Origin of the sequence: Frankia sp. CcI49, from assembly GCF_001983215.1 — a bacterium.
GTDB classification, from domain to species: Bacteria; Actinomycetota; Actinomycetes; order Frankiales; family Frankiaceae; genus Parafrankia; species Parafrankia irregularis.
Genome location: NZ_MOWP01000037.1, coordinates 156,288 through 177,802, shown reverse-complemented (window position 1 = coordinate 177,802; position 21,515 = coordinate 156,288). Strand labels below are relative to the sequence as shown.

Annotated in this window: 21 protein-coding genes; 12 read left to right on the top strand and 9 right to left on the bottom strand. The window is 72.4% G+C overall.

Annotation, left to right across the window (positions count from 1 at the left end):
- Together CcI49_RS32660 and CcI49_RS32655 are read left to right on the top strand one after the other, a co-directional pair.
- Positions 1–700 (top strand): HNH endonuclease signature motif containing protein (locus CcI49_RS32660; RefSeq protein WP_131831263.1); only part of this gene is annotated, 700 nt, incomplete at its 5' end.
- A gap of 82 nt (positions 701–782) precedes the next feature.
- The gene (locus tag CcI49_RS32655) at positions 783–1,724 is read left to right on the top strand and encodes a diacylglycerol kinase family protein (RefSeq protein ID WP_076833080.1); all 942 of its coding nucleotides are present in this window, start codon (positions 783–785) and stop codon (positions 1,722–1,724) included.
- A 19-nt stretch (positions 1,725–1,743) separates the two neighbouring features.
- Here CcI49_RS32655 and ctaD read toward each other — a convergent pair whose 3' ends face one another.
- Together ctaD and CcI49_RS32645 are read right to left on the bottom strand one after the other, a co-directional pair.
- Positions 1,744–3,429, bottom strand: a complete 1,686-nt coding sequence (gene ctaD / locus CcI49_RS32650) for a cytochrome c oxidase subunit I (protein ID WP_054565178.1) — start codon at positions 3,427–3,429, stop codon at positions 1,744–1,746.
- 177 nt (positions 3,430–3,606) lie between these two features.
- The gene (locus tag CcI49_RS32645; protein WP_054565177.1) at positions 3,607–4,236 is read right to left on the bottom strand and encodes a DUF6758 family protein; all 630 of its coding nucleotides are present in this window, start codon (positions 4,234–4,236) and stop codon (positions 3,607–3,609) included.
- A gap of 538 nt (positions 4,237–4,774) precedes the next feature.
- Between CcI49_RS32645 and CcI49_RS32640 the strand changes: the two genes are divergently transcribed.
- Positions 4,775–6,439 (top strand): aldehyde dehydrogenase family protein, encoded by a 1,665-nt coding sequence (locus tag CcI49_RS32640; protein ID WP_241840369.1) that lies wholly within the window; start codon positions 4,775–4,777, stop codon positions 6,437–6,439.
- A 19-nt stretch (positions 6,440–6,458) separates the two neighbouring features.
- Here CcI49_RS32640 and CcI49_RS32635 read toward each other — a convergent pair whose 3' ends face one another.
- Positions 6,459–7,142: a suppressor of fused domain protein gene (locus CcI49_RS32635; RefSeq protein ID WP_083749855.1), complete on the bottom strand. Its 684-nt coding sequence runs from the start codon at positions 7,140–7,142 to the stop codon at positions 6,459–6,461.
- 80 nt (positions 7,143–7,222) lie between these two features.
- Between CcI49_RS32635 and CcI49_RS32630 the strand changes: the two genes are divergently transcribed.
- The 3 genes from CcI49_RS32630 to CcI49_RS32620 all read left to right on the top strand — a co-directional run bounded on the left by CcI49_RS32630 (position 7,223) and on the right by CcI49_RS32620 (position 11,046).
- Positions 7,223–8,710 carry a TerD family protein gene (locus CcI49_RS32630; RefSeq protein WP_083749854.1) on the top strand — a complete coding sequence of 496 codons (1,488 nt, stop codon included), beginning with the start codon at positions 7,223–7,225 and terminating at the stop codon, positions 8,708–8,710.
- A 243-nt stretch (positions 8,711–8,953) separates the two neighbouring features.
- Positions 8,954–10,333 carry a CBS domain-containing protein gene (locus CcI49_RS32625; protein ID WP_054565175.1) on the top strand — a complete coding sequence of 460 codons (1,380 nt, stop codon included), beginning with the start codon at positions 8,954–8,956 and terminating at the stop codon, positions 10,331–10,333.
- Complete coding sequence (locus tag CcI49_RS32620) at positions 10,330–11,046, top strand: DUF1003 domain-containing protein (RefSeq protein WP_076833076.1); 717 nt, start codon at positions 10,330–10,332, stop codon at positions 11,044–11,046. The genes CcI49_RS32625 and CcI49_RS32620 overlap by 4 nt, the downstream gene beginning before the upstream one ends.
- Positions 11,047–11,326: 280 nt before the next feature.
- Here CcI49_RS32620 and CcI49_RS32615 read toward each other — a convergent pair whose 3' ends face one another.
- On the bottom strand, positions 11,327–11,662 hold the full coding sequence (locus CcI49_RS32615; RefSeq protein ID WP_054565173.1) for a chorismate mutase: 336 nt from the start codon (positions 11,660–11,662) through the stop codon (positions 11,327–11,329).
- A 342-nt stretch (positions 11,663–12,004) separates the two neighbouring features.
- Here CcI49_RS32615 and CcI49_RS32610 point away from each other — a divergent pair, with 342 nt between their 5' ends.
- Positions 12,005–12,835: a PD-(D/E)XK nuclease family protein gene (locus tag CcI49_RS32610; RefSeq protein WP_076833072.1), complete on the top strand. Its 831-nt coding sequence runs from the start codon at positions 12,005–12,007 to the stop codon at positions 12,833–12,835.
- Positions 12,836–13,007: 172 nt separating this feature from the next.
- Positions 13,008–13,235 (top strand): DUF397 domain-containing protein, encoded by a 228-nt coding sequence (locus tag CcI49_RS32605; RefSeq protein WP_054565171.1) that lies wholly within the window; start codon positions 13,008–13,010, stop codon positions 13,233–13,235.
- Positions 13,236–13,384: 149 nt separating this feature from the next.
- Here the strand turns inward: CcI49_RS32605 and CcI49_RS32600 are convergent, their stop codons facing one another.
- Positions 13,385–13,606, bottom strand: coding sequence for a DUF397 domain-containing protein (locus CcI49_RS32600; RefSeq protein WP_006543224.1), 222 nt, complete (start codon positions 13,604–13,606; stop codon positions 13,385–13,387).
- Positions 13,603–14,475 (bottom strand): helix-turn-helix transcriptional regulator, encoded by an 873-nt coding sequence (locus CcI49_RS32595; RefSeq protein WP_054565170.1) that lies wholly within the window; start codon positions 14,473–14,475, stop codon positions 13,603–13,605. The genes CcI49_RS32600 and CcI49_RS32595 overlap by 4 nt, the downstream gene beginning before the upstream one ends.
- 397 nt (positions 14,476–14,872) lie before the next feature.
- Between CcI49_RS32595 and CcI49_RS41115 the strand changes: the two genes are divergently transcribed.
- The gene (locus CcI49_RS41115; RefSeq protein WP_076833070.1) at positions 14,873–15,370 is read left to right on the top strand and encodes a hypothetical protein; all 498 of its coding nucleotides are present in this window, start codon (positions 14,873–14,875) and stop codon (positions 15,368–15,370) included.
- A gap of 210 nt (positions 15,371–15,580) precedes the next feature.
- On the opposite strand, the gene CcI49_RS32585 is transcribed toward CcI49_RS41115, so the two are convergent.
- On the bottom strand, positions 15,581–16,393 hold the full coding sequence (locus tag CcI49_RS32585) for a hypothetical protein (protein ID WP_241840368.1): 813 nt from the start codon (positions 16,391–16,393) through the stop codon (positions 15,581–15,583).
- Between the two features lie 141 nt (positions 16,394–16,534).
- Here CcI49_RS32585 and CcI49_RS32580 point away from each other — a divergent pair, with 141 nt between their 5' ends.
- A complete protein-coding gene (locus CcI49_RS32580) occupies positions 16,535–16,939 on the top strand; it encodes an antibiotic biosynthesis monooxygenase (protein ID WP_054565168.1) in 405 nt (134 codons plus the stop codon).
- 319 nt (positions 16,940–17,258) lie between these two features.
- On the opposite strand, the gene CcI49_RS32575 is transcribed toward CcI49_RS32580, so the two are convergent.
- Together CcI49_RS32575 and CcI49_RS32570 are read right to left on the bottom strand one after the other, a co-directional pair.
- Positions 17,259–18,344, bottom strand: coding sequence for a hemolysin family protein (locus tag CcI49_RS32575; RefSeq protein WP_054565167.1), 1,086 nt, complete (start codon positions 18,342–18,344; stop codon positions 17,259–17,261).
- A gap of 67 nt (positions 18,345–18,411) precedes the next feature.
- Positions 18,412–19,737: a hemolysin family protein gene (locus tag CcI49_RS32570; protein WP_054565166.1), complete on the bottom strand. Its 1,326-nt coding sequence runs from the start codon at positions 19,735–19,737 to the stop codon at positions 18,412–18,414.
- 351 nt (positions 19,738–20,088) lie between these two features.
- On the opposite strand from CcI49_RS32570, the gene CcI49_RS32565 reads away from it, so the two are divergent.
- The gene (locus CcI49_RS32565; RefSeq protein WP_076833063.1) at positions 20,089–21,078 is read left to right on the top strand and encodes a ParA family protein; all 990 of its coding nucleotides are present in this window, start codon (positions 20,089–20,091) and stop codon (positions 21,076–21,078) included.
- A complete protein-coding gene (locus CcI49_RS32560) occupies positions 21,075–21,515 on the top strand; it encodes a hypothetical protein (RefSeq protein ID WP_076833059.1) in 441 nt (146 codons plus the stop codon). The genes CcI49_RS32565 and CcI49_RS32560 overlap by 4 nt, the downstream gene beginning before the upstream one ends.

Genomic DNA, 21,515 nt, shown 5'->3' with positions numbered 1-21,515 from the left:
ACCGGAAGAGAGATCGGGGCCGGGGTGTCAGCGTGACGCCGACGGTCTCGTCGCGCTTGCCGAAAGCTTCCTGCACCACGGCGCACCCGGGCTCCTCCGGCCCGCGCATTCTCTCGTCCTGCACCTGCGCCCCACCGACCTGCGGTCAGGCACCACCGTGACCGGTACCGCCACGCCGGCGACGCTTCCCCCGGCCGTCCTGCAACGCCTCGGCTGCGACGGTCTGGTGCAGGCACTGCTCACCGACCCGCACGGCAACCCGCTCCGCCTCGGCCGGCGACACCGGTTCCCCACCCGCCGTCTCCAGGCCGCCGTGCACGCCCGTGACCACGGCACCTGTCAGTACCCGGGCTGTGCCCACACCCGATGGCTGAACATCCACCACCTCACCGGCTGGGCCGAAGGCGGCCGCACCGACCTCGACAACCTCACCCTCGTCTGCGGCACCCACCACCGCCACCTCCACGAGGAAGGCATCGTGCTCCGCAGAACCAGCAACGGAACGATCATCGCGCTGCTCCCCGACGGCCGGACCCTCCTGCCCGCACCACCGGTGACCCCCGGGGAACGGCCCACCGCCGCGCTCGCCGACACAACCGGGCACGTCGCACCGGCCGCCGTCACCACCCGTGACGGCGGCCGGCTCAACCTCGGCGAATCCCTGTTCGTACTCCTCCAGGACCACGAAGCCGTCGCGTAGCCAGCGCCCCGGAACCGGGAGCCCGGCGGGGTTGGCCGTAGGCTGTGCCGTGATCGGCAGTGGCGGCGCGGGTGGAGGGCGAATGGCCGGCGTGGATGGCGTTCCCGAGATGGCACAGGCGCCAGTGGATGCCGCGGTTGACCGGCGCCGGCTGACCGTGGTGGTCAACCCGAAGGCGGGCGGCGGCCGGGCGGCCAAGGTTCTTGGCGACGTGCGGGCCGCGTTGGAGCGCTGGGCCGATGACGTCACCGTCGAGACCACGAAGAGCCTTGAGCATGCCGACGAGCTGACGCGAGCGGCGGTCGCCGAGGGACGGGTGACGGTGGCGCTGGGCGGGGACGGGCTGGTCGGACGGGTGGCTGGTGCGGTGGCCCGGGCGGGGGGTGTGCTCGCCATCCTGCCCGGTGGGCGGGGTAACGACTTCGCGCGTGGGCTGGGTATCCCGCGGGATCCGGCGGTCGCCGCCGCCGCGCTCGCCGCCGCGGTGGAGCGCCGGGTCGACCTGCCCGAGGCGAACGGTGTGCCCTTCGTGGGTATCGCCAGCCTCGGCTTCGACTCCGACGTCCAGGTGATCGCGAACCGGACGACCCGGCTGTCCGGCCAGAGTGTCTACACCTACGCGGTGCTGCGGGCGCTGCTGGCCTGGAAGCCGGCCCGGTTCACCGTCTCCGTCGACGGCGGCACACCGTTCGAGCACGTCGGCTGGACGGTCGGGGCGGCCAACGGCCCCTACTACGGCGGCGGGATGAAGTTCGCGCCGGCCGCTGACATCGCCGACGGCCAACTGGAGATCGTGCTGATCGCGAAGGCGGGGCGGCTCACCTTCCTGCGGCTGTTCCCCCGGATCTTCTCCGGGCGCCACGTCGAGGTGCCCTACGTCCAGGTCCGCCGCGCCCAGCGGCTGGTGGTGCAGGCCGACCGGCCCTTCCAGGTCTACGCGGACGGTGACCCGGTCGCGGACCTCCCGGCCGAGATCGTCATCCGGCCGGGGGCGCTGCGCCTGCTGGTGCCGCCGCGTTCCTGAAGGCCGGCCTTCGGCTAGGTCAGCGCAGCTCGGGGGTGGCGTGATAGTCGGCCGCGCCGGCGACCTCCGGGTAGTGCAGGTCGAAGGCCGGGCGTTCCGAGCGGATGCGCGGCAGCTTGTGGAAGTTGTGCCGGGGCGGCGGGCACGAGGTGGCCCATTCCAGTGAGTTGCCGTACCCCCAGGGGTCGTCGACGATCGCGAGCCGGCCGCGCCGGTACGAGTGCCACACGTTGTACATGAACGGCAGTGTCGAGACGCCGAGCAGGAAGCTGCCCGCCGTCGACAGGGTGTTCCAGTCGGTGAACCCGTCGTTCGGGCCGTAGTCGGCGAACCGCCGCGGCATCCCCTGCATCCCCAGGTAGTGCTGCACGAGGAAGGTCAGGTGGAAGCCGAAGAAGACCGTCCAGAAATGGATCTTCCCGAGCCGGTCGTCCATCAGTCGGCCGGTGACCTTCGGGAACCAGAAGTAGGTGCCGGCGAAAGCAGCGAAGACGACCGTTCCGAACACGACGTAGTGGAAGTGGGCGACCACGAAGTAGCTGTCGCTGACGTGGAAGTCGATGGGCGGGCTGGCGAGCAGGACGCCGGTCAGGCCGCCGAGCAGGAAGGTGACGAGAAATCCGATGCAGAACAGCATGGGAGTCTCGAAGCTCAGGTTTCCGCGCCACATCGTCCCGATCCAGTTGAAGAACTTGATTCCGGTCGGAACGGCGATGAGGAAGGACATGATGGCGAAGAACGGCAGCAGCACCGCGCCGGTGACGAACATGTGATGTGCCCAGACCACGACGGACAGGACGCCGATGGCGATCGTGGCGAAGATCAGGCCCTTGTAGCCGAAGATGGGCTTTCGGGAGAAGACCGGGATGATCTCGCTGATGATGCCGAAGAACGGCAGGGCGATGATGTAGACCTCGGGATGCCCGAAGAACCAGAACAGGTGCTGCCACAGGATCGCCCCGCCGTTCTGGGCGTCGTAGACGTGGGCACCGAAGCGACGGTCCGCCGCCAGTGCGAGCAGGGCGCCGGCGAGCACCGGGAAGGCCACAAGTACCAGGATCGACGTGACCAGGAAGGTCCAGCAGAAGATCGGCAGGCGGAACATCGTCATGCCCGGCGCCCGCAGGACCATGATCGTCGTGGCCATGTTGACGCCGCCGAGGATCGTGCCCAGCCCGGATACCGTGAGGCCCAGGATCCACAGGTCCGCCCCGATGCCGGGGCTGTACGAGATGCTGTTCAGCGGGGCGTAGGCGAACCAGCCGAAGGCGGCCGCGCCGTCCGGGGTGAGGAAGCCGGCCATCACGGTGAGCGACCCGAACAGGAAGAACCAGAAGGACATCGCGTTCAGCCGGGGGAAGGCGACGTCCGGCGAGCCGATCTGCAGCGGGATGAGGAAGTTCGCGAACGCGAAGGCCAGCGGCGTCGCGAACATCAGCAGCATCAGCGTGCCATGCATCGTGAAGAGCTGGTTGTACTGCTCGTTCGAGAAGTACTGCAGGCCGGGCCGGGCCAGCTCGGCCCGCATCATCATCGCCAGGATCCCGCCGATGACGAAGAACGCGAAGGATGCCACCGCGTACATGACGGCGATGTCCTTGTGCGAGGTGGTGCGGAGGTACCCGAGAATGTTGACGCGCTGCCGGACGTGCTGATCCCGCGGATGCTCGGTGGCAGGGCCGGATGGTTCGCGTAGAAGAGTCACTCCAGCTCCCGGCTCTGGCTCGGCGAACGAGTGGGCGGGAGGGAGTCTAACGCGCACGGACGGTCTGCCAGGCCGTTCCACTGCGCCGTGGAAGAACATCTGCGGAGCGTTCCCGCGAGCGGTGCCGCGGAGACGTCCGAAATGCATACCAAAAGGCGTGGTGAAACCGTTTCGGCGCTACAGCGACGAGAGGTGCGAGCCCGGGGCGCCGAAGAGCAGACGGTCGACGAGGGTCGCGTCGTCGCGCATGTCCTCGATGACCAGCTGTTCGAGCAGCAGCAGCGCCGCGTCGGCCGGCCAGAGGACGCACCACAGCCAGACCCCGAGCGCCTCACCGACGAAGGCCGCGCGGTCGGGTGGCGTCGTGACCGGCCAGAGCGCCGTCGGATGCCCCGCGGCCTCCACCTTCGCCTCGGGCGCCGCGTCCAGGCGTGCCGGGTCGGATCCCGACAGGCCGGCGAGGCGCGCACCCAGCCCGATCCGGGGGGCCTCGGCCACCAGAACCATCTCGGCGGGCCCACCCACCGGCGACGGCCCACTCGTCGAGAGCGCGGTCGCGTGGGCGCCGGAGCGGTCGTCGCCGGCCCAGCCGACACCGCTCGCGAACCAGTGCACCGGCATCGGCGAGGGCAGCCACACCGGCACCTGGCTGGTCCGCCCCAGCGAGCGGAGCAGCGCCTCGCGGGAGGACTGGGCTTCGTGGAACGGTTCGACGTCACCGTGCCGGCCGCAGCGCCACCGGTCACTCCAGACGTCCGGTGGGTCGAGCGGGCCCAGGCAGGCCGGGCAGACCGGCGGGGCGGTCACCGGGGGCTCCGGCGCGATCCGGTCATGCGGTGACCGGTGGTGCTGTCCGTCAGATCGGGGTCCACAGGCATCCTCCGCCTCCCTGCGCGGCTGGTGGACGTTTGATGCCCGCTCAGGAGGGTTCTGACTCCTCGGCGATGTCGGAGAAGACCGTGTCGAGCAGGTCCGGCCCTTCGCTGAGCAGGACCAGYCCGCGGTGGTGGGCCTCGGCGGGGCGCCGGCGCGGGCGCGGGCGCTGTCGGGGGGCGGCRCTGTCGGGGGGGCGGGAGGCGCCGTCGGTTCCGCGCAAGGGCTCCTCCCGATCAACGGCACTGTCCGCAACCCGTAGATTGCACACTGCAGGCGAACGGACGCCGAGTGTAAGTGCCCCCCGCTTCGGGGGTGTGCGTCGCGGTGCTGGAGAGCCTGCGTGGCCCGTTCCGGGGACCGGATGAGTCGTGATAGTTCCGTCGTGGTTACTTGTTGTCCTGTGGATTTCGACGGGTGGGAAATCCGTGGCGGCCGACGCGAGACGCCTGTCCGTTTCGGCGAGGAGATGGTGGTCGGTGTGATCGAGGACGGCGGTTCCGGGTATCCGGGGCGTCCCGGGCCCGGTGATGGGGCCCGTGGCGCCGTGCGCGGGCCGTGGATCGTCGGCCCGTCCGCCATCGGGCCAGGCTCGCGGCGCGCCGGACGGGGCCGCAGCGGCGGTGCGGGCGGCGGCGGTGCTGGCGGTGCCGGCGGTGCCGGTGGCGGCAGCGGCCGTGGCGGCGGTGGCGGGGGCCTGTCGGTCACCGGCTTCTGGGTCGCCGGGCGTCGCCGTCGCTCCACCGCGACGTTCGAGGTCCGCAGCCCCTACGACGGGCGGCTCGTCGCGACCGTCGCCCGGCCGGAGGCCCCCGACATCGAGGACGCGCTGGCCGCCGCGGCAGCCGCCGCCCGAGCCTGCGCCGCCCTGCCCGCCCATGTCCGCGCGGGCGCGCTGACCAGCATCTCCCGTGAGATCGCGCGGCGCGGCGACGAGATCGCCAACCTGATCACCAGCGAGTCCGGCAAGCCGATCACCTGGGCGCGGGCGGAGGTCGCGCGGGCCTCGTCGACCTTCCGCTGGGGTGCGGAGGAGGCCCGGCGGTTCGCCGGCGAGGTGGACCGGCTCGACACCGATCCGACCGGTGAGGGACGTATCGCGCTGACCCGGCGCTTCCCCATCGGCCCGGTGCTGGGGATCGCGCCGTTCAGCTTTCCGCTGCACCTCGTCGCGCACAAGGTGGCGCCGGCGATCGCCGCCGGCGCGCCGATCATCGTCAAGCCTGCGCCGCGCACCCCGCTGTCCGCGCTGCTGCTCGGTGAGCTGCTCGCCGGCACCGACCTGCCGGAGGGCGCCTGGTCGGTCCTGCCCGTCACCGACGACCAGATGCCCGCCCTGGTCGCCGACCCGCGGCTGCCGGTCGTGTCCTTCACCGGATCGGCCCGGGTCGGCTGGTCGATCCGGGACGCCGTCCCGCGCAAGCACGTCGTCCTCGAGCTCGGCGGGAACGCGGCGGTGCTGGTCGCCGCGGACTACTCCGACCCGGCGGACCTGCGCCATGCCGCGCGGCGGATCGCGCTGTTCTCGAACTACCAGGCCGGCCAGTCGTGCATCGCCGTGCAGCGGGTGTTCGTCGACCGGACGCTCTACGGCCGGGCCCGGGAGGAGATCGTCGCCGCCGTCCTCGAGCTGCGCGGAGGGGACCCCACCGACCCGGCGACCGACGTCGGGCCCCTGATCGACGGCGCCGCCGCGGCGCGGGTGGGGGCCTGGGTGCGGGAGGCGGTGGCCCGCGGTGCGACCGTGCTCTGCGGCGGCGGGTCGGAGGGCACGGCCTTCGCGCCGACCGTGCTGACCGGCGTGCCGCGCGACGCGACGGTGGCCAGCGAGGAGGTGTTCGGGCCGGTGCTGGTGCTCGAGCCCGTCGACGGCCTGGACGATGGCCTGGCCCGCGTCAACGACAGCTCCTATGGCCTGCAGGCCGGCGTGTTCACCCGCGATCTCGGGACGGCCTTCCGGGCCCACCGCGCGCTGGAGGTCGGCGGCGTGATCATCGGTGACGTGCCGTCCTACCGCGCCGACCAGATGCCCTACGGCGGCGTGAAGGGCTCGGGCCTGGGGCGGGAGGGCGTCGGCGCCGCGATGGCGGATCTGACGGTCGAACGGGTGATGGTCCTGGCCGGCGTCGAGCTCTGAGCCTCGGGCGGCGCGACGGTCAGCTCAGGTCGACCTCGGCGCGGTCGGGGTCGCGCAGGTCGGTACCGGCGTCCAACCAGCGCTGGCACATCGCGGTGGCGCCGTGCACACGCTTGTAGGCCGCCTCGTTGGCGGTCATCGGCAGCAGCGGAAGGAAACGCACCGGCGCGGGCCCGCCGGCTGTCTCAGGCGGCTCACCGTCGCCGCCAGCCGGGCCGCCACGCCCGAGCTCGACGTCGGGAACCAACCCGCCCGGCTCGCCGACCAGGACCGCGGTGAACCGCCCGCCCTCCCACAGCGGCTCACCCAGATCGAGCCCGCTGCCGGCGACGACGGGCCGGCCCTCCACCACCGGGACGGACGCGAGAACCGCCAGGGCACGGGCGGCGCTGTCCCGGCGTCCGCGCAGCGAGAGAACGAGCTCGGCCCGCGGGCCGGCGGGGTCCCGAACGGTCGCGTCCGCGGGCGTCATGGGCTCCCGCGCCATCCCCAGCGTCACGTAGCGGACGACGCCGTCGGAGTCCGGGCCGAACCGAAGGACCTCGATGGGGTCCGTGCCGAGAAAGGTGAGGCTGGCCCGGCCGCTGTCCGGGCCGAACCATCCGGTCAGGTGGCCCTCGACCCGCCGCAGGACGTCGTCACCGCCGAGCGGCTGCCCCGCCCAGGCGAGGTTGTCATGCATCGGATCGTCGGTTGCGCTCATAGCGGTCGATCGTAGGATCACGACGCCGCACCTGTTCGTTTCCACGGCGGGCCTGGTGTGACGGCGGATCGGAGAGTCAGATGGCACAGGTGCTCGGCAAGGGTGCGAACGCCGCGCTGCCGGCGACGGACCTGCGGGTCGAGATCTCGTCGTCCACCCCGCTGGACATCGCCGCGCTGCTGCTCACGGCGTCCGGCAAGGTGCGCGGCGACGCGGATTTCGTCTTCTTCAACCAGCCGGCCGGTCCCGGGGTCCGCCTCGCACCGCCGTCCGCGCTGGAGTTCACGCTCACCGCCGTGCCGGCCGACATCGACAAGGTGGTCGTCACAGGCAGCCTGGACGGATCAGGGCCGCAGACGTTCGCCGCCGTCCGCGGTCTGACGGTCGTGGTCCGGGACCGGGGCGGCCAGGAGATCGCGCGCTTCGACCCGGCCGGGCTGAGCACCGAGACGGCGCTGGTGCTCGTCGAGCTGTACCGCCGTTCCGGTGCCTGGAAGGTCCGGGCGGTCGGGCAGGGGTACGCCTCCGGGCTGGCCGGGATCGCCACCGACTTCGGCATCACGGTCGACGACCCGGGAACCGRCAACACCGGTTCCGCGGCGCCCGCCGCCTCACAGGCGCCGCCTCCTCCGCCGCCGGCACCTCCCGCGCCGCCCGCGGGCCCGTCGCAGTGGGACGCCCCGACCCAGGTCGTGCCGTCGTCGCCCGGGGGAGCGCCGTGGGGCCCGCCGCCTGGGCCGCCACCCGGCCAGCAGCCGCCACCCGGTCAGCCGTGGGGCCCGCCGCCGGGCCAGCAGTGGGGTCCGCCTCCGCCGCCGCCTCCCGGGGGCCAGCAGTGGGGTCCCCCGCCCGGCCAGCAGCAGTGGGGCCCGCCGCCTCCGCCGCCGGGCCAGCAGTGGGGTCCGCCGCCGCCACCCGCGGGGGGTCAGCAGTGGGGCCCGCCGCAGGGCGGGCCGGCCCCGGTCGCCGGTGCGGCCGCCGGCGCAGGGAAGATCAACCTCGACAAGGGGCGCGTCTCGCTGCGCAAGGGGCAGAGCGTGTCGCTGGTCAAGACCGGTGCGCCCCCGCTGGTCCGGGTCCGGATGGGGCTCGGCTGGGATCCCGCCCAGTTCGGCAAGTCCATCGACCTCGACGCCTCGTGCATCCTGTTCGATGATCGCGGCAAGGACGTGGACAAGGTCTGGTTCATGTCGAAGAAGGGCGCCCGTGGGGCGGTCCGCCATTCGGGGGACAACCTGACCGGTCAGGGCGAGGGCGACGACGAGACCATCATGGTCGACCTCGCGGCCCTGCCGCCCAACGTGATCACGTTGATCTTCACGGTGAACAGCTTCCAGGGGCAGTCGTTCACCGACATCCGTAACGCGTTCTGCCGGCTGATCGACGATCAGACAGGCCAGGAGCTGGTCCGCTTCGACCTTTCGGAGTCGAAGCCGGCGACCGGTCTGGTGATGTGCCGGCTGCAGCGGGAGCCGGGCGCGCCCACCTGGGCGATGACGGCGATCGGCGAGTTCCATGACGGGCGCACTGTCCGCGCCATGGTCGGCCCGGCGCGCCAGTACCTCTGAGCGGCGCCGGCCCTGCTGGCCGGTTGGCGCCTCTGAGCGGTTGGCGCCTTGGAGCGGTCGGCAGCGCCGAGCGGTCGGTGGCGCCTGGTGTCCGGCGGTTACCGAACGCCGAACGGGTGAGGCGACCAGTGGTGTGTCGCGCGTGGTCTCGCGGCCCGCGGGTTGCGACGCCCCGACACGCGGGTAGCCTCCGCCCGTGACCGCTGTGTCTGTCCCTGCCAGCCCCCCGGCCAGAGGCCACCGATGACCGCCCGGCCGGGTCCGTCCCGGGTCTACTGCCGACGTCTCGCCGGCCTGCTGGTGCTCGACCCGAACGGGGACCAGGTGGGCCGGGTCCACGATGTGATCGTCACCCTCCGGCTGGGCCATGAGCCCCCGCGGGTGCTCGGTCTTGCCGTCGAGGTGCAGCGCCGGCCGATCTTCGTGCCGATCTCGCGGGTCACCGGGGTCGAGTCCGGCGCCGTGGTGCTGTCGTCGGCCCGGCTGAGCTGGCGTCGCTTCGCGCAGCGCCCGAACGAGACCCGCGTGCTCGCCGAGCTGCTCGACCGCCGGGTGACCCTGCTCCCGCCGCCCGCGGACCGGTCCGCGGGCGGCGCCGCCGACCAGGGGCGCGAGGTGACCGTCGTCGACGCCGCCATCGAGCCGACCCGCACGGGCGACTGGATCCTCGACCAGGTCGCGGTCCGGGTCGGCCGGGGTCGCCGCGGCGAGGTCCGCACTGTCAGCTGGGACGAGGTGACCGGCTTCTCCCTGCCGGAGGAGGGCCAGGGCGCGGCGAACCTGCTCGCCGCGTTCGAGAAGCTGCGCCCCGCGGACCTCGCGTCGCTGCTGCACCATCTGTCGAGCAAGCGGCGGGCCGAGGTGGCGGCGGCCCTGGACGACGAGCGGCTCGCGGATGTCCTCGAGGAGCTCCCGGAGGACGAGCAGGTGGAGCTGTTGGGCGGTCTCGCCGCCGAGCGTGCCGCCGACGTGCTGGAGGCGATGGGCCCCGACGACGCCGCCGACCTGCTCGGCGAGCTACCGACCGATGAGGCCGAACGGCTGCTGCGCCTGATGGAGCCCGAGGAGGCGGCTCCGGTGCGCCGCCTGCTCGTCTACGCGGACGACACCGCGGGCGGCATGATGACGAGCGAACCGGTGGTCCTCGCCCCGAACGCGACGGTCGCCGAGGCGCTGGCGCGCGTGCGCGCCCCCGAGCTGTCACCGGCGCTGGCTGCCCAGGTGTACGTGGTCCGTCCGCCCTATGAGACACCGACCGGGCGCTACCTGGGCCTCGCCCACTTCCAGCGGCTGTTGCGGGAGCCGCCCAGCACCCTGGTCGGCGGCGTCATCGACGTCGACATCACCCCGTTGCGTCCCGATACGCCGCTGCCCGAGGTGACACGCCATCTGGCTTCGTACAACCTGGTCGCGGCGCCCGTCCTCGATGACGCGGGACGGTTGGTGGGGGTGGTGACCGTGGACGACGTGCTGGACCACCTGCTGCCGTCGGACTGGCGCGAGCACCAGCTCGGCGCGGACGAGACGGACGGGGCGTCACCGGGCTTGCTGGGTGTTCCGCCGGCCGGTGATCCGGAGCCGGGTGGGCGCGGCGAGGTGGGTAGCGCGCCGGCGGCCACATGATCGGGCTGCTGCGCAGGCGGGCGGGGCGGCTCGACCAGCCGCACGCGTCGCGGCGGGTGAAGGTCCGGCCCAGCTATGAGCCGGATGCCTTCGGCCGCGTCGCCGAGCGGATCGCCCGGTTCCTGGGCACCGCCCGCTTCATCGCGGTGCAGACCGTGGTGATCGTGATGTGGGTGGTCTACAACATCGTGGCCCCGGCCTCGGTGCGCTTCGACAACTACCCGTTCATCTTCCTGACGCTGGCACTGTCCCTGCAGGCCGCATACGCGGCGCCGCTGATCCTGCTGGCGCAGAACCGCCAGGACGACCGGGACCGCGCGAACCTCGCGCAGGACCGGGAGGCGTCGGTGCGCCTGCAGGATGACACCGGCTACCTGGCCCGGGAGCTCGCCGCCATGCGGATCTCCATCGGCGACCTGGCCAGCCGGGACTTCCTGCGGTCCGAGCTGAGGGCGCTGCTCGCCGACCTGGACGGCGGGGGCTCCCGGGCGGAGAAGTCCCGTAAGGACAAGCGGGAGCGCCGTCGCCAGCGCGAGAGCGTGCCCAGCGCGTACAACGGGGCCGGAGGGAAGAACGGGGCTGGCAGGCCGGCAGGCCCGGCCCGGACGTCCAGCTCCGGCGGCACTGGTGGATCCGGCGGCACCGGTGGATCCGGCGCGGCGGGCGGCCCGGGGGAGCCCGCCGCTTCGCCTGACCCGCGGGAAAGCAGCTGACCCGCGCCGCCGCGCAGCGTCCGCAGTTCACACCAATAGCGACAAAAGGGCGCGGAGTCACTTGGTAATCCGCAAGAAGTGAGGATTCTGGTTGCTGCAGGCGCCAGAATCCTCACTCCTTGCTCGGAAGCGGCGGCGGCAGTGGAAGCCCGAGGCCTGGGACTCTGTGACGGGCGCTCCGATGGTCAAAATCCTTGCTTCACGCGGACTGCCGGGCACTCCACGCCCGTTTTGTCCGTATTGACGAGGCGTGCGGCGACCTAGATCAATATTGGCGGGCCTACGGCAGGTTGCCGCGGCAGAGGGTCAGTACAGCCAGCGCGATCTCGGCGCCCCGCGGGCCAAGCTCGTCCGCCCAGGCCGTGATGATCGCGTTCTCCCGCCCGTGCTCGACCCGCGGGCCGCCGGCTGCCGCACGCAGCGCCTGGACCTGGGCGGACAGATCCTTGCGGGTTGCCACGAGGGCGCGGATCCTGATGTCGATGTCATCGATCAGCTGACGACCCTCGTCGATGGAGGCGATGGTCGGCGCGGAGGTGGCGGGCGTGGCTGACTCGGAAGCCTCGGCGGCCGGTGAGGTCGTGGCGGAGCTTGCGGCGTCGACGACGTTCGTCACGGGTGGGGCCCTTCGGTAGGGCTCGGCGCGGCCCGCGCCACGAAGGACCCGGGTGTTGCCGGGCTGTGGTCTGAGCGGAGCCGCGTGCGATCAGCGGCAGAGCGGGGACCGAACCCGGCCCCCATAAAACCTTCGCGGTGGACGAAGACCGACCCGGCCGACACCCGGCCGCCCGATCCTGGCCTGTGGTGCCCCGATCGCCGCTGACAGAGCTGTGCTCTCCAGCGCGCGCGTCTGAGGCCCACCGAACTGCATGGACCGAGCATGCCAGGCGTGGTCCGCGCAGTCCAGAAGGTACGGATGTGAAGCCGGGCTCGTGACCCCCGGTGGCATGATCGGCAGATGGACCAGATGGAGCTGGCCGGGATGCCCCGCCGGCTGTTCTCCTGCACGCCGTCCCGGCTGGCTGCGTTCGAGGACTGCCCGCGCCGATACCGGATGACCTACCTGGATCGCCCGGCGCCGCCCAAGGGCCCGCCGTGGGCGCACACCTCCGTCGGCGTCAGTGTGCACAACGCGTTGCACCGCTGGTGGGACGTCCCGCTGCCGGCGCGGACTCCGGAACGCGCCGGCGGGCTGCTGCGCATGGCCTGGGTCACCGACGGTTTCCGTGACCGGGAGCAGTCGGCGGCCTGGCGGGAGCGCGCGGCGGCGATGGTCGAGGGATACACCGCCGGGCTCGACCCCGCCGCCGAGCCGCGGGCCGTGGAGCGTCAGGTGGCCACCCGCACCGAGCAGCTGGCCTTCCACGGCCGCGTCGACCGTCTCGACCAGCGGGACGGTGAGCTCGTCGTGGTCGACTACAAGACCGGCCGGCGCCCGCTCACCGAGGCCGACGCCCGTGGGTCGTCCGCGCTGGCGCTCTACGCCCTGGCCGCCGGGCGGATGCTGCGCACCCCGTGCCGCCGGGTGGAGCTGCACCATCTGCCCAGCGGAACGGTCGCCGTCGCCGAGCACACCGACGCCTCGCTCCAGCGGCATGTGCAGCGCGCGGAGTCCGTCGCGAGTGACATCACCGAGGCGACCGAGCGGCTGCGCGCCGGTGCCGATGCGGATGCCGTGTTCGCGCCGAGCCCGGGCCCGCTGTGCTCCTGGTGTGACTTCCGGCGGCACTGCCCGCAGGGGCGCGCGGTATCGCCCGACCGGGAGCCCTGGGAGGGGCTGGCCGAATGACTGTGGCCGCTTGTTGTCGCCGGCGGTGACTCGCCGTGCAACCTGCGCGCCGGGCCGCGTCAAGGCTTCTAGGGTGGTGATTCTTCAGGGTTGCGCCGGTCGGCGCGGGTCGCCCGCCTGCCCTGGCGACCGCAACCCATATCCGCTCTGACCAGGTCGGGGGGCCGTACCAGTGCCGCGCAAGTTCTCCTACACCCACCGGGATCTCGCCAGCGCGTCGTGGCGCTCCGCCGCGGCGGGGGAGGGCGAGCTCAACCGTGTGGAGGTGGCGAGGGTCCCGGGTGGCATGGCCATGCGTGACTCGGACCAGCCTGTCGGCACGGTCCTGCTGTTCACCGACGCGGAGTGGGATGACTTCCTCGCCGGCCTCGCGGATGGCGAGTTCGACCTGACGTCCTGACGTCCTGACGTCTGACGTCCTGGTGTACTCGGGGCGGTCTCCGCACGCCCGCCGCCCGGCCGTTCGCGGTCCCGGGACGGTACCGGAAGCGAGCCGGGCGGCGGGCTGGCCGACTCAGGCCGCTGACATCAGCATTCAGGCCGCCGGCGTCAGCTCAGCGCGCCGGTGCGGATGGCGCTGACGAACGACGACCAGGACCGTTCCGAGAACACCAGCGTGCCCCCGGCGCGGTCCTTGGAGTCCCGTACGAACGCCGAGCCCGCACCGGGTGCCCATTCGACGCAGTTTCCACGCGGCTGGCTGTAGCTGCTCGTCCGCCAAGCGAGGGACTCGACGCCACCCTTGCCGGCACCGCTTGTGTATGCGTTCACTCCACTTTCACCTTCTCAACTATGCGCATGATCATGGCGCCTGCCTCGTCGGGACCGAGAGCGCAGGCTCTGAGTTTGTCGAAGGCGACCTTATAGCGGCGAACCTCGTGTGCCTTTTCCAGGTACACCGCGCCGGAGAGAGCCTCCAGATAGACCACGGGTTGGTCTCTGGTATCGGGGAACTCGAAGAGGGTGAACGGAAAGCCCTGAGCCGGGTAGCCGCCGGCGCGGAAGGGGATCACCCCGATTACGACCCGCCCGCTGGACGCCTCCGCCAGCAGGTGCTCCAGCTGGCCGCGCAGGACCTCCGGCCCGCCGACCGGACGGCGCAGGACAGCCTCGTCGAGGAGGGCGTGGATGCGCCGCCCGGTCTGGCCGCGTCGCTTCTGCCGCTCCCGCTTGAGGGCCACCGTGCGCTCGGCCTCGGAGGGCGAGCCCTCACCGTCGAAGTCCATGGCGAGCGCGCGGGTGTACTCCTCGGTCTGCAGCAGGCCGGGGACGAGAACCGATTCGTAGGTGCAGATCGTGTCTGCGTCGCCCTCGAGGCCGATCAGCGTCTCCAGCCAGTCGGGTACCGCGTCGCCGAAGGACTGCCACCAGCCCTGTTCCTTCGACTGGCGCACCAGGTCGAGCAGGATCCCCCGCTCGGACGAGTCGTTCACCAGGTAGAGATCGAGCAGGTCGCGGACGTCGCGGACGCGGGCCGGGGTCCGCCCGGTCTCCACCCGGCTGATCTTGGATGGGGAGCATTCGAGGTGGCGTGCGGCGTCGTCCGCCGACAGCCCCGCCTGTTCCCGGAGTCGGCGAAGCTCGGCGCCGAGCCGCCGACGGCGCACTGTCGGACTTCCCCCGATGGTGAGCTCGGACATGGTGCCTCTCTATGGCCGTTTGGCTGATGCTTTGCGCGTCATCGCGGAGCGCGCGGCGCATGCCACGCCTGCCCGCGCGCCGAATCGGGTTCAAAGCGGCGGGGAGCGCGCGCTGAGCACACCGAACGGAAGAGCGAGTTCTGCCGTCACGGGGCTACCAGGTGTTCGTGTCATTTAAAAGGGTTAACGAAATATAACCGTTCGCATGCCAATGTAGCCTGAGCGTCATGATCTCAGCATAAGTTGGCTGGGGGTGGGAACAATGGATGCACAATCATCGTGAATGCACGTGCGTCGCTCACGGTTCTCGACTGACACTATGTGTCCGATATATTGCTTATGGTGGCCGGCGGGCGGCTCTGTCATGGACCGTCACGGCTGCGCGGGGGGGATCATGATGGACGGTGGTTCGGCCGCCCGTACGGCAGGCTGGCGCGGTCCGGCCTTCGACGGGTCCACCGCCGCGGGGGCGGCCCAACCGGCGGATCCTCGGCAGGCGGCCGCCGATCCGCGTGTCGGCGAGGAAAGCCGCTTCCAGGTCTTCGACGGTGACGGCCAGTTCGTGGGCATCTTCGAGACCTGGGAGGCCGCACACGCCTGGGGCCATCGGCGCGCGGCCGAGCCGCTCGCCCGGCTGCCGATCCGGATCGAGGACCAGCTCGACCGCCGGACCTGGACCGTCGAGCCGGGCCTGTGCCAGCTGGTCGTGGGGCGACGCCAGAACGATCACGAGCCGCCCACCTACGTCCCAGGGGTCGAGTCGTCAGCCGTGGTGGCCGGCGCACCGCCCGCCACCGCGGCATCGGGTACCGCGGCATCGCCGGGAGCGTGGAGCACTCGGGCCGCCGCGGGCCAGCCAGGCCGCCCCTTTCCCGGCGGTGGTGGCGGGCGCTGAGAGTCCCGCTCCCGGGGCCGGCGCAACGTGTCCGCCGCGGCGGACCGGTGTGCGGAGCCGGCAGCCCGAAGTGGCAGCTCGAAGCGGCAGCCCGAAGATCTGAGGATTCCGGTCGTGTTGGCGACCAGGATCCTCAGATCCTGCCCGGCAGCGGCAGCGGCAGCGGCACGAAGCTCGGGCTTGCCACACGCTCCCGTGAGGGGGAGCGGCTCAGTGGGAGTGGGCCCGGAGAGGCAGAGGGTAGCCCGCGCTGGCAGCGCGAGCGTGGCCCCGTCGTACCTCGCGGGTCAGCGCGGTCAGATAGCGGCGGCCGGGTGCCCGGCCGATGGCGGCCGCCCGGAGCCGCCCGCCGAACCGCGCCGGATCGCGCACCATGTCCGAGCGCGCCGGGAGCAGGTAGCGCCCGCGCAGGTACTCGCCGATCCACCGGCCCTGCGGGCCGGCCAGGTCCGGGTCGGCGGAGACCTTGAACAGGCCTTCGAGCTCGATGTGGAAGACCTCGCCGAAGAAGTGGCTCTCGCCCCATCGACCCGGGGCCGCCGGCGACGACGGATCGTCGCGCCAGGCCACCGGTGGTGCGCTCTCACCCGTGGTCGCCGCCGCGGCGCCGGGCGCGCCGGCCAGGTCAGAAGCGCCGGCCAGGTCAGAAGCGCCGGCCAGGTCAGAAGCGCCGGCCAGGTCGGACACGCCGGCCAGGCCGGTCCTGCCGAGCAGGTCGGGCGTGCTGACGAACACGACCGCGTCCTGGTGCGCGAGGGCCGTCGCGCCGTCCCCGTCGTGCTGCGGGCCGGTGCCTGACAGCGTGAACGAGCGGCGCGGGCCACCATCGGCGGGCACGGGGCCCACGGCGAGCGGGCCGGGCAGGCGGGTGAGCCGGTCGACCAGCCCGAACCCGGCCAGCGACCGCTCGGCCGCGCGGGCTGCCAGGTCGCCGGCGCCGCCACTGGCGGCGAGCACCATGATCGGTTCCAGCCCGCCTTCGGTGAGGGCGATGAGCGCGGCCGCGCCGGCGGCCCCATACACCGCCGGATCGTCAGCTGCGGCGCCGACGCCGAGGACCACGGCCAGACGGGGAAGACGGGACACGCCGGCCGACTGTACGGCATGAGCCACCGGTGGGGATGGCGACGTCACTCCGGGACGTCCCGCATTACCGTTGCGGGCATGAGTGTCGTGAAGATCAATGTGCTGACGGTTCCCCCGGCGATGCGGGAGACCCTCGAAGCGAGGTTCGCCGGCCGGGCCGGGATGGTCGAGAAGGCGGACGGGTTCGAGTGGTTCGAGCTTCTGCGGCCGCTGGAGGGGACCGACACCTACCTGGTCTACACCCGGTGGCGCAGCGAGGATGACTTCCAGAAGTGGCAGTCCTCGATGGCCTTCAGCGAGGGGCACCGGGCCGCCGGCGCGCAGACCGCGCCGCCAGCCCACGGCCATCCCGGGGGCGCCCCCTCCGGTGCGCCCGCGGGTGCGCCGGCCGGCGCACCGGGTGGTCACGGTGGGCCAGCCGCCTCCGGTGCGACTCTGTGGTCTTTTGAGGTCGTCCAGAGCGCGGCGCCGGCCGCCGGCTGACCACGTCCTCGTGGCGCGGCCCGCGCCGTCAGTCCTGTGCGCGTGGCGGGCGACGGGCGGCGCGGGCAGCCCTCTGCCTGGGGTGTTCGAACTTGGCTCGGTGCTCGGTGCTCGGAGCGTGCAACAGAATCCTGAACGCCGGGTTGGCTTCGCTGCCGGGCAAAAACTGAGGATCTTGATCGCGGCCCGGTGGGGCGACTCCGAAGAGTGAAGGATTCTGGTCGTCAGAACGACCAGAATCCTTCGCTTTTGCGGATTGCCAGGCGACCGGACGGGTGGACACGGACCGCCAGGGGCGTGGGGCCCGGGGACCGATGCCTCAGGACCGGCTGTCGGCGGCACCGCGGTGGCTCGCGTCCTCCACCTCGCCGACGAACTCCTCCACGACGTCCTCCATGGCGACGACGCCGAGGGTGCTGCCCGCCGCGTCCACCGCGCGGCCCAGGTGGCTCTTCGTCCGCTGCATGAGGCGGAGCACCTCGTCGAGGCGCAGGTCCACGGGAATCCGCACCATGGGCCGAAGCCGCCGCGGCACGAGCGGCTCGTCCCGGGCGTCCTCGGGGATCCCCAGGACGTCCTTCGCATGCAGGAACCCGGCCAGTTCCGCGGTCGTGCCCTGTTCCCGGCCGGGCCCGGCCGCCGGGGCGCGGACGGGGAACCGGGAGAAGCCGGTCTCGGCGACGAACCTCTCCAGCTCGGTGGCCGTCACCGTCCAGGGCACGGTGACGATGTCCGCGCTCGGGACCAGCACCGTGCGCGCCGTGCGTACCGACAGCTCCAGCGCGTGGGTCAGCAGTTCGTGCTCGCCCTTGTGCAGCAGCCCTTCCTGCCGCGACTGGCCGATCAGCGCCCCGAGCTCCGAGGGTGTGTAGGCGGACGTCAGCTCGTCCGACGGGGTGACCCGCAGCAGCCGCAGGACCGTGTTCGCGAACGCGTTCAGGAACAGGATGAACGGCCGGACCAGGCGGGCGAAGGCGAACAGCGGCGGGCCCAGCCAGCGGGCGGCTCGTTCTGGGCCGGCGATGGCGAGGTTCTTCGGCACCATCTCGCCGAGCACCATGTGCAGCGACGCCACGATGCCCAGGGCGATCACGAACGCGATCACGTGCTGGGCGTCGTGGGGGACTCCGGCCGCGTCCAGGCCCGAGGCCAGCAGGTGGGCGACGGCGGGTTCGGTGACCGCGCCCAGCGCCAGCGAGCACACCGTGATGCCCAGCTGGGTGGCCGCCAGCAGCGGGGAGAGATGCTCCAGATGGGCCAGGACGGCCTGCGAGCGTCGGTCGCCGCGCTGGGCCGTCGGCTCGACGCGGTCGCGCCGCGCCGAGATCAACGCGAACTCGGCGCCGACGAAGAAGGCGTTCCCGGCCAGCAGCAGCAGACCGGCCGGAAAGGCGAGAAGGTTCATCGAGCCTTCTCCGTCGTCGACTCGGACCTGTGGCGGTCCTGACCGTGCCCCGTGAGATGCAGAAGGCTCATCGGTCGTCCGCCGCCGCGACGAGGCGGATCCGGTTGATCCGGCGGCCGTCGATCGACACCACGACAAGCTCGTGTCCGTCGACCCGGACGACGTCGTGCTGCTGCCCGAGACGTCCGAGCCGGGCCAGCATGAGACCGCCGACGGTTTCGTACGGCCCGCTGGGCAGGTCGACTCCGGTGTGCTCCCGGACCTCGTCCAGGCGGAGCAGGCCGGAGAGCAGCCACTGCCCCGGGCCGAGCGCGACGACGTCCGGTGCGGCTGGTCGGTCGTACTCGTCGGCGACCTCGCCGACGAGCTCCTCGACGAGATCCTCCATCGTCACGATGCCGTCCAGCCCGCCGTACTCGTCGATCACGACGGCGAGCTGCAGACCATGGCGGCGCAGGCGGTGCAGCAGCACCTCGCAGTGCAGCGAGGCGGGAACCAGCAGCGGGTCGCTCATGAACTCCGCCACCCGGCGCATCCCCCGTTCGGGGGGTGGTGCCCGGAACGCGTCCTTCACGTGCACGATGCCGACCACCTCATCGGCGGCCGGGGCGGCCGGTGGCGCGGCCCGCAGCACGGGGAAGCGGGACAGGCCGGTCCGCTCGGCCAGCGCCAGCAGATCCGTCAGGGAGGTGTCCACGTCGACCAGCACGGCCCGCACCCGTGGGGTCATGACGTCCGACGCGTGGCGGTCACCGAAGCGCAGCGACCGGCTCAGCAACGCGGCGGTGGTGGTGGGCAGGGTGCCATGCTCGGCCGACGATGTCACGATCGAGTCGAGCTCGGCGGACGAGCGCCCGGCGCGAAGCTCGTCCTGGGGCTCGACGCCGACCGCCCGGACCAGGGCGTTCGCGGCGCCGTTGAGGACACTGATCAGTGGCCGGAACACCCGCGAGAACAGCACCTGAGCCGGCGCGACGGCGCGGGCGACCCGCACCGGCTCGGAGATGGCCCAGTTCTTCGGCACCAGCTCGCCGAAGACCATCTGCGTCACGGTCGCCAGGACCAGCGCCAGCACGATCGCCGTCACCCCGCGCGGCGACGGGCCGATCCCGATCGCGGCCAGCGGCGGCCGCAGCAGGGTCGCGATCGCGGGCTCGGCGAGGTAGCCCACGGCCAGCGAGGTCACGGTGATACCCAGCTGTGCGCCGGAGAGCTGGAACGACAGCGATCGCACGGCGTGCAGCACGGTACGGTCCCGGCGCTCACCCGCGTCGACGGCCTGCTGGAGCTGATGCGGCTCGACGGCGACCAGCGCGAACTCGGCCGCGACGAACAGGGCGTTGCCGGCGATCAGGAGCACGGCCACGAACAGGTAGCCGGCGGCCTCAAGCATGCTGGTCGCTCCCTCGGGTCGGCCGTGTGCCGCGTGGTGCCTGCGTGTCGCGTGGTGCCTGTGGGGTGCGTGCCGTGTGGTGCGTGCCGTGTGGTGCATGGTGCCGGGTGCCGTCAGGTCCGGTGTCTCGRTGCCTGCAGGTCAGCTCCGGTGCTCGGCGGTGCCGGGAACGGTCCTGCCCGTCCGGGATGCCGGCAACACGGGCCGCGGCGTGGTACGCCCGACATGTCAGGCCGGGCGCCCGCCGGTGCGCCCGGCCTGGGCTGGTTTGTCCCGCCAGCTGATGTACGCGAGAGATTCAGTCACAGATAGTGTTGTGATCAGTCGGTTTCAGTTGTCACACTGATCGATGTGGCCCGGGTCCTTGCTGTAGCCAACCAGAAGGGTGGCGTCGCGAAGACGACCTCGGTCGCCAGCCTCGGCGCCGCGTTGAGCGAGCTGGGGCGGCGCGTCCTGCTGGTGGACCTCGACCCGCAGGCCTGCCTGACGTTCTCCCTCGGCCTCGACCCGGACACGCTGGAGCTTTCCGTCCACGACGTGCTGCTCGGGAGGCTGCCACCGGGCATCGTCATCCGCTCGACCCCGGACGGAAGCGACCTGCTGCCGGCCACCATCGAGCTGGCCGGCTGCGAGGCCATCCTGCTCTCCCGGACCGGGCGCGAGCATGCGCTGCGGCTGGCACTGGGGGAGATCGCCGCCGAGTACGACTTCGTGCTGGTGGACTGCCCGCCCTCGCTCGGGGTCCTCACCATCAACGGGCTGACCGCCGCGGACGAGGTCGTCATCCCGCTGCAGTGCGAGACGCTCTCCCACCGCGGCGTGGGCCAGCTCCTCGACACCGTCGCGGACGTCCAGCGGCTCACCAACCCGCGGCTGCGGGTCCGCGGGGTGCTGCCCACCCTGTTCGACGGGCGCACCGCGCACAGCCGGGCGGTCGTCCTCGACGTGGAGACCCGCTATCAGGTCACGATCCTGGATCCGCCGATCGCCCGGTCGGTGCGGTTCGCCGAGGCGCCGGGCCTGGGGCGGTCGATCCTCACCACCGCCGGCCGTTCGAAGGGCGCCGAGGCCTATCGCGCACACGCCCGTGAGATCGCGGGTGGGGGTGGGGGTGGGGGGACCGATGGGGCCGCGAAGCCGTCCGCCGGTACCCAGGCCACCGGGCGAGGGGCGTCGCGTGGACGTGCGGGCGGCGAAGGCGAAGCGGGCGGTGCGCCGCGAAGCGCGCCGCGGCTGGCGACGCCCGCATCGGTTCAGGCAGTGCCCTCGGAAGCTGTGATGCCGGCAGTCGTGACGCCGGCAGCCGTGATGCCCGGTGCCGCGGTGTCAGGAGCGGTGTGAGCTCGAACGCGTCGGCGGGCTTCGACCGGTTGCGTCCCCGCACCGGAACAGGCGGCCCGGACGAGAACACGGGACGTCCCACGAACCGGGAGCGCGCCACCGGGCCACCCGGGCCACCCGGGACGCCCGCGAGCCCCGGTGCCCCCAGGTCGGTCCAGGTCGCCGGCGTGAGCACATCCGGAGCGTCGACCGGCCGGGACGCGCAGGGCAAGCGGGCCCTCTACAGCGGGGTGCGTCCGCCGGGGAACCGCAGCGCCGTTCTCACGGTCGACTGCTCCCGCTGCGGCCGGACGAGCACGGTCAGCCTGCGGCGGGCGCTGTGGGTGCTGACGCCGAGCGTGCACCTTCCGCTCCCGCGCCGGCATCCGTCGCTGCTGCGCTGCCCGGCCTGCGGGCGGCCGAGCTGGGTCAGGCTGGCGCTGCGCACCCGACCCTGA

What these genes read in the sequence shown, in the direction of transcription:
- CcI49_RS32595 (WP_054565170.1), bottom strand. Translation starts at nt 14,475, where the DNA reads ATGTCCGAGCTCACCATCGGGGGAAGTCCGACAGTGCGCCGTCGGCGG.
- CcI49_RS32620 (WP_076833076.1), top strand. Translation starts at nt 10,330, where the DNA reads ATGATCGGGCTGCTGCGCAGGCGGGCGGGGCGGCTCGACCAGCCGCAC.
- CcI49_RS41115 (WP_076833070.1), top strand. Translation starts at nt 14,873, where the DNA reads ATGGACGGTGGTTCGGCCGCCCGTACGGCAGGCTGGCGCGGTCCGGCC.
- CcI49_RS32580 (WP_054565168.1), top strand. Translation starts at nt 16,535, where the DNA reads ATGAGTGTCGTGAAGATCAATGTGCTGACGGTTCCCCCGGCGATGCGG.
- CcI49_RS32655 (WP_076833080.1), top strand. Translation starts at nt 783, where the DNA reads ATGGCCGGCGTGGATGGCGTTCCCGAGATGGCACAGGCGCCAGTGGAT.
- CcI49_RS32575 (WP_054565167.1), bottom strand. Translation starts at nt 18,344, where the DNA reads ATGAACCTTCTCGCCTTTCCGGCCGGTCTGCTGCTGCTGGCCGGGAAC.
- CcI49_RS32570 (WP_054565166.1), bottom strand. Translation starts at nt 19,737, where the DNA reads ATGCTTGAGGCCGCCGGCTACCTGTTCGTGGCCGTGCTCCTGATCGCC.
- CcI49_RS32625 (WP_054565175.1), top strand. Translation starts at nt 8,954, where the DNA reads ATGACCGCCCGGCCGGGTCCGTCCCGGGTCTACTGCCGACGTCTCGCC.
- CcI49_RS32635 (WP_083749855.1), bottom strand. Translation starts at nt 7,142, where the DNA reads ATGAGCGCAACCGACGATCCGATGCATGACAACCTCGCCTGGGCGGGG.
- CcI49_RS32610 (WP_076833072.1), top strand. Translation starts at nt 12,005, where the DNA reads ATGGACCAGATGGAGCTGGCCGGGATGCCCCGCCGGCTGTTCTCCTGC.